Here is an 11,460-nt window from a genome sequence, read left to right as displayed (position 1 = left end):
ACGATCAGGCCGACGGTCGAAAAGGTCGCCCCCGTATCGACCACGGCCAGTCCCGTGACGCAGGTGGCGGAGACCGAGGTGAACATGGCGTCCAGCCAGGAAATGGGCGTGTCGTTCAGGCTCACGGACAGATGAAGCAGCGCGCCGCCCAGAACGATGACCAGGATGAAAAAATACACCGGCAAAAAGGCGGGCGAAATGAATTTCGCGGCATGGGTGTTCATGAATACCCCTTATTCCAGGGCGGCGGACAGCAGCGCCTTGGTGTACGGCTGCGAAGGACGGGCAAAAATGGTTTCCGTGTCCCCCTGCTCCACGATGCGGCCGTCCTTCATGATCAGCACCCGATGACACAGGGCCCGGACCAGGGCCAGATCATGCGTGATGAACAGATAGGTCAGGCCGAAGCGGGCGCGCAAATCGCGCAGCAGCTCGACGATCTGGAACTGCACGGTACGGTCCAGGGCCGAGGTCGGCTCGTCCAGGACCACGAATTTGGGCCGCAGGATAAGCGCCCTGGCGATGCTGATCCGCTGGCGCTGGCCGCCGGAAAATTCGTGCGGGTAACGATGCATGGCGTCGGGGTCAAGCTCCACGGCGGCCAGGATCTCGCTGATGCGCGCCTCGCGCTCCGTGCCACGGGCCAGGCCGTGGGCGTCCAGACCCTCGGCCACGATGCGCCCCACGGTCATGCGCGGGCTGAGACTACCGTACGGGTCCTGGAAGACAATCTGAAAATTCCGGCGCAACGCGCGCAACGCGCCCTCGCGCAGACCGGCAAGGGGCTGCCCGTCAAAAAGAACGTCCCCCTCGCTTGGCAGCAGGCGCAACAGGGCCAGACCCAGGGTGGTCTTGCCCGAGCCGCTTTCCCCGACCACGCCCAGGGATTCGCCCCGGCGGATGGTCAGGTCCACGTCGGTCACGGCCTTGACGTGGCCCGTGGGCCGGCCCATCAGGGTTCTGCCCACCGGAAACCAGACCCGGACGCCGCGCGCGGCCAGCAGTGTTTCGGCCGGCTCGGCCAGGGGTTCGGGACGGCCAGCGGGCGCGCTGGACAGGAGGGTGCGCGTGTACGGATGGCTTGGGCTTTTGAAAATGCGCTCGCGCGGCCCGCTCTCCACGATTTCCCCGGCGCGCATGACATGAACCGTGTCGGCCATGTGCCGGACCACGCCCAGATCGTGGGAAATAAGCAGAATGGCCATGCCCAGCCGGGTCTGCAAATCCTTCAAAAGCGCCAGGACCTGGGCCTGGATGGTCACGTCCAGGGCCGTGGTCGGCTCGTCGGCGATGAGCAGTGACGGATCATTGGCCAGGGCCATGGCGATCATGACCCGCTGCCGCTGGCCGCCGGAAAGCTGATGCGGAAAACTGGCCAGACGGCTTTCCGGCTCTGGAAGCCCCACCAGGCGCAGCAGCTCCAGGGTCCGCTCCCGCGCGCTGACGCCGGGCCGGTGCAGGGCCACGCTCTCGGCGATCTGGCGACCGACGGGATGAAGCGGATTGAGCGAGGTCATGGGCTCCTGAAAAATCATGCCCACCCGGCCGCCGCGCACCGCGCGCAATTCGGTCTCGGACACCGCGCCCAGATTCCTGCCCTCGAAAAATACATCGCCGCGTACCTCTGCCTGGTCCGGCAGCAGGCGCAGCACGGACAGGGCGGTCACGGACTTGCCCGATCCGCTTTCCCCGACCAGGGCGCAGGTCTGGCCGCGTTCAATGCTCAGGCCGACGCCGCGCACGGCCTGGACGATACGGCCCTCGACACGAAAATCCACGGTCAGATTCTCGATGCGCAAAAGGGAATCAGTTGCCGTGGCGGGGATCAAAGGCATCGCGCACTCCTTCTCCGATAAAGACCAAAAGGCTCAGAAGCAGCCCCAGCGCCACGAAGGCCGACAGCCCCAGCCACGGGGCCTGGAGGTTGTTCTTGCCCTGGGCCAGCAGCTCGCCCAGGGACGGCGAACCCGGCGGCAGCCCGAAGCCCAGGAAGTCGAGGGAGGTCAGCGTGGTAATGGACCCGCCGACGATAAACGGCATGAAGGTGATGGTCGCGATCATGGCGTTGGGCAGGATGTGGCGGAACATGATGACCCGATCCGGCAGGCCCAGGGCCTTGGCCGCGCGCACGTATTCCAGGTTGCGGCCGCGCAAAAACTCCGCCCGGACCACGTCCACCAGTCCGGTCCAGGAAAAAAGCAGGGTCACGCCCAAAAGCCACCAAAACCCCGGCGTGACCAGGGAGGCCAGGATGATGAGGATAAACAGACCCGGCATGCCGGACCAGATTTCCAGCACCCGCTGCCCGGCCAGATCGACGACGCCGCCGTAATACCCCTGCACCGCGCCCACGGTCACGCCGATGGCCGAGCTGCCCAGGGTCAGGGCCAGGCCGAAGAGCACGGACAACCGCACGCCATAGATAATCCGGGCCAGCACGTCCCGGCCCTGGTCGTCGGTGCCGAGCCAGTTCTCGGTCGAGGGCGGAGCCGGGGCCGGCACGGGCAGGGCGTAGTTGATGGTCCGATAATTGTAGCGAATGGGCGGCCAGAGCATCCAGCCCTTGGCCCGGATCAGGTCCTGGACATAGGGGTCGCGGTAGGCGGCCTCGGTCTCGAAATCCCCGCCGAACACGGTTTCCGGGTAGGCGTTCACAACCGGGGCGTAGAACGCGCCGTCGAAATAAACCAGAAGCGGCCGGTCGTTGGCGATGAATTCCGCGCCCAGGCTGGACACAAAAAGGACAAGAAAAATCCACAAGGACCAAAACGCGCGCCGATTGGCGCGAAAGGCGCGCAGGCGGCGACGGGTGATGGGATTCATGACTGCCTCCGGCCGCTGAAATCGATGCGCGGGTCCACCAGCATGTAGGTCAGGTCGGACAGAAGCTTGGTCACCAGACCGATCAGGGTAAAAATGTACAGAGAGCCGAACATGACCGGATAGTCGCGGCCGATGGTCGCCTCGAAGCCCAAGAGGCCCAGGCCGTCCAGGGAAAAAATGACCTCGATCAGAAGCGAGCCGGTGAAAAACATGGAGATAAACGCCGACGGAAATCCGGCGATGATGAGCAGCATGGCGTTACGGAAAACATGGCCGTACAGGACGCGGGATTCGCTCAGGCCCTTGGCCCTGGCCGTGAGCACGTACTGCTTGCCGATCTCGTCCAGAAAGGAATTCTTGGTCAGCATGGTCAGGGTGGCGAACCCGCCGATGACCAGGGCCGACACCGGCAGCACCAGATGCCAGAAATAGTCCGTGATCTTGTGCCACAAGGAAAAATCGTCCCAGCCGGGCGACGTCAGACCGCGCAGGGGAAACCAGTTGAAATAGCTGCCGCCGGCAAAAAGCACCACGAGCAGGATGGCGAAAAGAAAAACCGGAATGGCGTTGCCGACGATCATGGCCGTGCTGGTCCAGACATCGAAGCGCGAGCCGTGACGCACGGCCTTGGCGATGCCCAGCGGTATGGACAGCGTGTAAATGACAAGCGTGCTCCACAGGCCCAGGGACAGGGACACCGGTATCTTTTCGGCAATGAGCCGTGTGACCGGCTTGCTGCGAAAAAAGCTCTCGCCCAGATCGAAGGTGGCGTAGCTCTTGAGCATGGCCAGATAGCGCTCCCACAGGGGCTTGTCGAAGCCGTACATGCGCTCGATGCGGTCCACGAGCCGCGGGTCCAGCCCCTGGGCCCCGCGATAGGCGGACGAGGACGAGCCCTCGGACCGGGCCGCGTCCGCGCCCGGGCCGCTGACCCTGGCCGCGGCGGCCACGTCCAGCCCCTGCAGGTGGGCGATCATCTGCTCCACGGGTCCGCCGGGCGCGGCCTGGATGATGAAAAAATTGAGCGTCAGGATGCCCAGCACGGTGGGCACGATGAGGGCCAGACGCCGCAGAATGTAGGCCAGCATTACTTGAGCCCCAGCCCCCGCCGCCGGGCCGCCAAATCCTGGTCCTTGGCCGGATCGACCCACCATGACTGAAAATCCAGGCCATAGTCGGCCGTCTTGTCCGGCCGGCCGAATTTGTCCCAATAGGCCACGCGCCAGGACGTGACGTGCCAATGCGGGATGACGTACCATCCCCACAACAGGGCCCGGTCCAGGGCCTTGCAGCGCAGGATGAGGCTTGGCCGGTCCGGCGCGGTCACGACCATATCGACCAGGGCGTCGATGGCCGGACTCTTGATGCCGCAATAATTGCGCGAACCCGGCATGTCGGCCGAGGCCGAATGCCAGAAGGAGCGCTGTTCGCTTCCCGGCGACAAGGACTGGCCGAAGCTGCCGACGATCATGTCGAAATCAAAGGTATTAAGCCGCTCCAGATACTGGGAGGTGTCGACCATGCGTACCCGCATCGTGATGCCCAACCGGGCCAGATTGCGCTGAAACGGCAGCACCACGCGCTCGAAATCCGCCTGCACCAAAAGCATCTCGAACTCGAACGGCCGGCCATTCTTGATCAGCCTGCCGTTTTCCACCGCCCAACCGGCCTGACGCAACAAATCGGCGGCCACGCGCAGGTTCTCGCGGATGTTGCCGGAGCCATCGCTCTCGGGCAGGGCGAACGCCTGGGTCGAAACCTCACGTGGCAGATCAAGCGGCGCGAGCAACGCCTGTTCCTCGGCCGAAGGCGCGCCGGACGACGCCATGTCGGAATTGGAGAAAAAACTCCTGGAGCGCGTGTACTGGGAATAAAACAGGTTCTTGTTGCTCCACTCGAAATCAAAGGCAAAATTCAGAGCCTGCCGTACGCGCAAATCAGCGAACAGCTCCCGTCGGGTGTTGAAAATAAATCCCTGCATGCCCTGGGAGAGCTTGTGCGGAATGTTTTCGGTATGGATCAGACCCCTGTCCACGGCCGGGCCGGTGTAGCCCGTGGCCCACTGCTTGGAATTGAACTCCTGCCGGTAATCGTATTCCCCGGCCTTGAACGCCTCCAGGGTCACGGTCAGGTCGCGGTAATAATCATAGGTGATGGTGTCGAAGTTGTGGCGGCCCGTGTTCACGGGCAGATCCCGGCCCCAGTAGTTCGGATCGCGTTCAAAGGTCAGACGCTGGCCGGCCTTGAACTCCTTGATGCGGTACGGACCGCTGCCCGGGGGAATATCCAGGCTGGAAGCCGCGAAATCCCGACCCTTCCAAAAGGCTTCGGGCAGAACAGGAATCTGGCCCAGGATAAGGGGCAACTCCCGACTGGCCTCGGGCTTGAGAAAAAACGTCACCTCGCGGGGAGCCGTCGCCTCCACCCGGTCCACGTCGGCATAATACTGGGCATAGAGCGGACTGCCCTGGGCGACCAGGGTATTGAAGGTAAAGATCACGTCCGAGGCCAGGATGGGGCTGCCGTCGTGGAACCGGGCCGCCTCGCGCAACCGGAACCTCACGAAGGACCGATCCGGGGCCACGTCCATGGTCTCGGCCACCAGACCGTATTCGGTGAAGGGTTCGTCCAGGGCCTGCTGGGTCAGGGTGTCGAACAACAGGCCCAGACCGTCGGCGGAATTGCCCTTGACGATAAACGGATTGAAGCTGTCGAAGGTGCCGGTGGCCGCCAGACGGACATGGCCGCCCTTGGGCGCGTCGGGCCGTACATAGTCGAAATGGGTAAAATCAGGCGCATATTTGGGAACGCCGTTCATGGCCAAGGCGTGGAGTCCCTCGGCCCAAACAGGCTGACCGATGCCCAAAAGAAGAACAAAAAGAAGAAGATGCTTCATACTGAACCTGCCTTGGAACGATTTTGCGCTCTTGTAGCCGCCACTGCCCGGAGCGTCAAACCGGCGTGGGAATGGATGCGAACCGAAGTTGTCGAAAATCGATTTTCCCTTTTTAGGCGTATTGACGCCCCACCGCTTTCGGACCTATCCACAAACGCGTTGAATGCTCAACCAAGGCAGGCGCAACCCGCCGTCAAACCACAAGAAAATCAGGACTGCCCATGAAAGCCCCACTTCGCGTCGAAAAGATCGGCGGCACATCCATGTCCCGTTTCCCGGAGATCATCGACAACATCATTTTGCGAAACCCCGATGACATATACGGCCGCATCTACGTGGTCTCGGCCTACGGCGGGATCACCAACGAACTCCTGGAGCACAAGAAGACCGGCCAGCCCGGCATCTACCAGCTTTTCCGGGACCAGGAAAACTACCCGAAAAAAATGCTGGCCCTGCGCTACCGTCTGTACGAGCTGAACAAAACCTTCGTGCCGGCCGGACTGGACCTGGAGGAGGCCAACGACTTCGTCGGCGACCACATCGACCAGTCCATCAACATTCTGCGCAGCATGGATAATGTCATGGCCTCGGGCTATATCTCGCGCGGGGCGTTGCTGCTGGCGGCGCGGGAATTGTTGGCGTCGTTGGGAGAGATGCAAAGCGCGTTCAACGCCGCCAACATCCTTCAGAACAGAGGGTACAGCGCCACGTTCGTCGACCTGAGCGGCTGGGACGACAGCCGGCAACTGACCATCGACGAACGCATCAAGGACAGCTTTGCCGGCATCGACCCGTTTTCCACCATCTGTTTCGCCACGGGCTACACCAAGGGCACCGAGGGCATCATGCGCGAATTCGACCGGGGCTATTCCGAGGTGACCTTTTCCAAGGTCGCGGTTCTCCTGGGCGCGAGCGAGGCCATCATCCACAAGGAATACCATCTCTGCTCCGGCGACCCCGTGCTCATCGGCGAGGACAAAATCCATCCGGTCTGCAACACCAATTTCGACGTGGCCGACCAACTGGCCGATGTCGGCATGGAGGCCATCCACCCCAAGGCGTCCAAGCCCCTGGAAATCAACAACATCCCCATCCGCATCAAAAACGCCTTCGATCCCGGCCACAGTGGCACCCTGATCACCAAGGACTTCATCGCGCCCGAATCCATGGTCGAAATCGTCACCGGGTCGGACAAGGTGACCTGTCTTGAGGTCCACGACACGCGCATGGTCGGCGAGGTCGGCTTCGATCTGCGCATCATGCAGATTCTGGCCAACCACGACATTTCCTACATCAGCAAGGCAACCAACGCCAACACCATCGGCATGATCCTGAACGACCGGGACTGCACCGAGGCCGTGCTCACGGAACTTGGGGAAAAATTCGAACAAATCACCACGCGGAAAGTGGCCATTGTCTGCGCCATCGGCTCCAACATCGCCCAGCCCGGCATCCTGGCCAAGGCCGCCCAGGCCCTGGCCACCGACGGCATCAACATCCTGGCCGTGTCCCAGACCGCCCGCCAGACCAACATGCTCTTCGTGGTCGATCGCGCCCAGTTCGCCGCCGCCCAGAAAGCCCTGCACGCCGCCCTGTGCATGACGCGACCGCGCCCCTGCGCCTGCTAACAACTCTTCCGCCGTTCACGGGGGCCGACCGGCCCCCGTTTCCTTGCCCCGCCCCCTGGCTCCTTTCCCGGACCATCTTGAACCCGCATCCTCTTGGCGTCATCCCGGACGCTCCATCGAACCGCCCCGAACAGTCGCGCGTGTTCCATGCAACACCATCCCGAAACGCCACTTCTCGCGAAGCACAAACGATACTTCAAAAATTATATACAAAAAGTAACACATAGTTTATATTCATAACACGGAAACATCGTATTTACCGCACGAATAGTGGCCCGCCCACAATATTCAAAAAACTGATATGTACCGCTTTTTTTTGGGAAATCCTATTGACCCGAAATAATTCCCAATGCTATGCGTCATGCAATTCAGTATTCAGTCTTTGGAATACAGCGTGGAGGCCATGACTTCCCGGCATTTCCCGCCGCCAAGTCACTTTATTCATACACGGATGGAGGTGTGTTATGAAGTTTTCCGTAGGTTTAGGCAAACCAGGAGCCGAGGAACGGCTGGTCAAAAGTGGAATCTCCCGTCGAGATTTCATGAAGTTCTGTACCACCATCGCCGCGGTCATGGGCATGGAAGCATCATTCGCCAACAAAATCGCCCTCGCCCTGACGTCACCGCAGCGCCCATCGGTGGTCTGGCTGCACAACGCGGAATGCACGGGTTGCTCGGAGTCCATTCTGCGCGCCGTGCGTCCATTCATCGATGACCTTATCCTGGACACAATAAGCCTAGACTACCATGAAACGATCATGGCCGCCGCTGGTCACAAGGCGGAAGAAGCCCTGCATCAAGCCGTCAACGCGCCCAACGGCTTTCTCTGTGTCGTCGAAGGTGGCATCCCGACCAAGGACAACGGCATCTACGGCAAGGTCGCCGGCCGGACCATGCTGGAAATCTGCTCGGAAATCGTACCCAAGGCCAAGGCGACCATCGCCTACGGCACCTGCGCCACCTATGGCGGAGTCCAGGCGGCCAAACCCAACCCAACCGGAACCAAGGGCGTCAACGACGCGTTGAAGGATCTGGGCGTCAATGCCGTGAACATCCCCGGCTGTCCGCCCAACCCGTACAATCTGGTGGGCACCATCGTGCACCTTCTGACGCACAATCTGGCCATCCCGGACATGGACGATATCAACCGACCGCTGATGTTCTACGGCGAAACCGTCCACGAAAACTGCCCTCGTCTGGCCCATTACGAAGCCGGCGAGTTCGCCCCCTCCTTTGATTCCGAGGAAGCCCGCAAAGGCTGGTGTCTATATCAGCTCGGCTGCAAGGGTCCAACCACGTACAACAACTGCCCCAAGGTCAAATTCAATCAAACCAACTGGCCAGTCGAAGCCGGCCACCCCTGCATCGGCTGCAGCGAACCCGATTTTTGGGACACGGCTTCGCCCTTCTACGAAGAATCCTAGTAGCCCGGCACGCGTTAGACCCAACCCTTACTGAATCACGAGGAGAAAAATATGTCCGGTTGCAAATCCAGCCAAGCCCCGGGTGTCGTTGCCACCCCCATGAAAAAATCCTTCAAGGGCCCCATCATCGTGGACCCCGTGACCCGCATCGAGGGTCATCTGAAAATCGAAGTCGAGGTGGACCAGGGCAAGGTCACCAACGTCTGGTCCAGCTCCCAGCTCTTCCGTGGGCTGGAGCTCATTCTCAAGGGCCGCGACCCGCGCGACGCCCAGCATTTCACCCAGCGGTCCTGCGGCGTGTGCACCTATACCCACGCCCTGGCATCCACCCGCTGCGTGGACAACGCCGTGGGCGTGGACAAAAATCTGCCCGACAACGCCCGACTCATCCGTAATCTGGTCCTGGCCGCGCAGTATCTGCATGACCACATCGTGCATTTCTATCATCTGCACGCCCTGGACTGGGTGGACGTGACCGGCGCCCTGGCCGCCGACCCCAAGAAGGCCGCATCCATCGCCAACTCCATTTCCCCCCGCCAGACCAAGGCCGAGGACTTGAAGGCGGTGCAGGACAAGGTCAAGGGGCTGGTCGACTCCGGGCAGCTCGGCATCTTCACCAACGCCTACTTCCTGGGCGGGCACGACGCCTATTATCTGCCGCCCGAGGTCAACCTCATCGCCACGGCCCATTATCTGGAAGCCCTGCATCTGCAGGTCAAGGCGGCGCGGGCCATGGCCGTTTTCGGCGCCAAGAACCCGCACACCCAGTTCACCGTGGTCGGCGGCGTGACCTGCTACGACGGTCTGACCGACAAACGTATCAATGAATTCACCGAACTCTTCAAGGAAACCCAACAGTTCGTCGACGAATGCTACATTCCCGATCTGTTGGCCGTGGCGTCCTACTACAAGGATTGGGCCGGCATCGGCGGCACCACCAATTTCCTGACCTTCGGCGAATATCCATATGTGGAAAGCGACCTGAACAGCCGCTGGCTGCCGGCCGGCGTGATCTACAACCGCAATATCGGCAAGGTCGAAGCCTTCGATCCCAAGCTGATCACCGAACACGTCCGCCACAGCTGGTACAAGGGCGACAAGGATTACCATCCCTACAAGGGCGTCACGGAACCGCAGTACACCAGCTACGAGGACCGGGACCGCTACTCCTGGATGAAGGCCCCTCGGTACAACAAAGCCTCCGTGGAAACCGGCCCCCTGGCCTCGATGCTCATCGCCTACGGCAAGGGACATCCGGAAGTGAAAAAGCTCGTGGATTATGTCCTGAACCATCTCGGAGTCGGGCCGGAAGCCCTCTTCTCCACCCTGGGCCGCACGGCCGCGCGCGGCATCGAAACCAAGGTCGTGGCCGACAAGATGGTGGAATGGATCAATGAGCTGACCGAAAACGTCAAAAGCGGCAACACCAAGATCTATCAGGAATGGAAGATGCCCGACGAGGCCGAGGGCGTCGGCTATGTGACCGCGCCACGCGGGGCGCTCAGCCATTGGATCAGGATCAAGGGCGGCAAGATCGAAAACTTCCAGCTGGTCGTGCCCTCCACCTGGAACCTCGGACCACGCTGCGCCGAAGGCAAGCTCTCGGCCGTGGAAGAGGCCCTGGTCGGCACGCCCATCGCCGATCCGGAGCGCCCGGTGGAAATCCTCAGAACCGTGCATTCCTACGACCCGTGCATCGCCTGCGGCGTACACGTCATCGATTCCCGGACCAATCAGGTCCGCAAGTTCAAAGTCATGTAACTCGCGCCGGGGCCCTTCGGGGCCCCGTTTGCTTGAGCCGGACAAACACTTCAGATACCATCGGCATATCGTTGCACCCGTAACAGGAATATCTTCATGACCGACTCGGACAAACGCATTCTCGTTCTTGGCGTTGGCAACATTCTTTTCACTGATGAAGGCATTGGCGTGCGTTGCGTGGAAGAGCTGCAAAACCGCTTCACCTGCTCGGACAACGTCACGCTCATGGACGGCGGCACCCTGGGCTCCAAGCTCATGGGCCCCATCATGGACTCGGACTATCTCATTGTCGTTGATGCTGTTCTCTGTGATGACGCGCCAGGATCGGTCTATCGCCTTCTGGGCGAGGACCTTCGCAAGGGACTGGCCTTCCGAAATTCCATGCATCAAACCGATCTGGTGGACACCCTCGGCATGTGCGGATTGGTTGGAAACCGTCCCGAGGCCGTCATCATCGGCATGGAGCCGTTTGATTATCAGTCCATGGCTCTTGAACTCTCGCCCACGGCCCAAAAAGCCATGCCAGCCATGATCAAGGCCGTTCTGGCGGAAATCACGACCGCCGGCGGAACCTGCACCCCAAACTAAGGAGCACGACTATGTGTCTGGCCATTCCCGCCAAAATCGAATCCATCACCACCGGCGTCGCCCAGTGCCGGGTCGGCGAAGGCGACACCTTTATCAGTGCGTCGATGCTTCTCCTGGATGAGGCCGCGACCATCGGCGATTATGTCATCATCCATGCTGGCTTCGCCATCCGCAAGCTGGATTTAAAGGAAGCCCAGGAGTCCTTGACCATCCTGCGCGACCTGGCCAACGCCTATGAGCAGGAACGCCTGAAATACGAACAGGAAGCGCAAGCGTGATGACGACAGACAACGCCCTTGGAGCCATGCTCGGTTTGGCCATGGCCGAATGCGCCAGCCGG

10 protein-coding genes are annotated in these 11,460 nt (G+C 61.2%); 5 read left to right on the top strand and 5 right to left on the bottom strand.

Translation table 11 applies throughout. From position 1 onward, the window contains the following. The 5 genes from EOL86_08255 to EOL86_08235 all read right to left on the bottom strand — a co-directional run. On the bottom strand, positions 1 to 224 hold a 224-nt coding region (locus tag EOL86_08255), incomplete at its 3' end, for a potassium transporter TrkH (GenBank protein NCD25567.1). Between the two features lie 9 nt (positions 225 to 233). Further along, the gene (locus EOL86_08250) at positions 234 to 1,835 is read right to left on the bottom strand and encodes an ABC transporter ATP-binding protein (GenBank protein ID NCD25566.1); all 1,602 of its coding nucleotides are present in this window, start codon (positions 1,833 to 1,835) and stop codon (positions 234 to 236) included. Further along, a complete protein-coding gene (locus tag EOL86_08245) occupies positions 1,807 to 2,823 on the bottom strand; it encodes an ABC transporter permease (GenBank protein NCD25565.1) in 1,017 nt (338 codons plus the stop codon). The genes EOL86_08250 and EOL86_08245 overlap by 29 nt, the downstream gene beginning before the upstream one ends. Next, entirely contained in the window at positions 2,820 to 3,911 is a 1,092-nt protein-coding gene (locus EOL86_08240) for a microcin C ABC transporter permease YejB (GenBank protein ID NCD25564.1), read from the bottom strand. Before EOL86_08240 ends, EOL86_08245 begins: the two co-directional genes overlap by 4 nt. Beyond that, positions 3,911 to 5,719, bottom strand: a complete 1,809-nt coding sequence (locus tag EOL86_08235) for an ABC transporter substrate-binding protein (protein ID NCD25563.1) — start codon at positions 5,717 to 5,719, stop codon at positions 3,911 to 3,913. Before EOL86_08235 ends, EOL86_08240 begins: the two co-directional genes overlap by 1 nt. A gap of 221 nt (positions 5,720 to 5,940) precedes the next feature. On the opposite strand from EOL86_08235, the gene EOL86_08230 reads away from it, so the two are divergent. The 5 genes from EOL86_08230 (at position 5,941) to EOL86_08210 (ending at position 11,398) form a co-directional block, all read left to right on the top strand. Beyond that, positions 5,941 to 7,347, top strand: a complete 1,407-nt coding sequence (locus EOL86_08230) for an aspartate kinase (GenBank protein NCD25562.1) — start codon at positions 5,941 to 5,943, stop codon at positions 7,345 to 7,347. 464 nt (positions 7,348 to 7,811) lie between these two features. Next, a complete protein-coding gene (locus EOL86_08225; protein ID NCD25561.1) occupies positions 7,812 to 8,771 on the top strand; it encodes a twin-arginine translocation signal domain-containing protein in 960 nt (319 codons plus the stop codon). A 51-nt stretch (positions 8,772 to 8,822) separates the two neighbouring features. Next, the gene (locus EOL86_08220; protein ID NCD25560.1) at positions 8,823 to 10,532 is read left to right on the top strand and encodes a nickel-dependent hydrogenase large subunit; all 1,710 of its coding nucleotides are present in this window, start codon (positions 8,823 to 8,825) and stop codon (positions 10,530 to 10,532) included. 96 nt (positions 10,533 to 10,628) lie between these two features. After that, the gene (hybD, locus tag EOL86_08215; GenBank protein NCD25559.1) at positions 10,629 to 11,120 is read left to right on the top strand and encodes a HyaD/HybD family hydrogenase maturation endopeptidase; all 492 of its coding nucleotides are present in this window, start codon (positions 10,629 to 10,631) and stop codon (positions 11,118 to 11,120) included. Between the two features lie 11 nt (positions 11,121 to 11,131). Then, positions 11,132 to 11,398, top strand: a complete 267-nt coding sequence (locus EOL86_08210) for a HypC/HybG/HupF family hydrogenase formation chaperone (GenBank protein ID NCD25558.1) — start codon at positions 11,132 to 11,134, stop codon at positions 11,396 to 11,398. Positions 11,399 to 11,460: the final 62 nt, after the last annotated feature.

It is taken from the genome of Deltaproteobacteria bacterium, from assembly GCA_009930495.1.
In the GTDB taxonomy this organism is placed as follows: domain Bacteria; phylum Desulfobacterota; class Desulfovibrionia; order Desulfovibrionales; family Desulfomicrobiaceae; genus Desulfomicrobium.
This window is presented reverse-complemented; position numbering and strand designations above follow the sequence as displayed.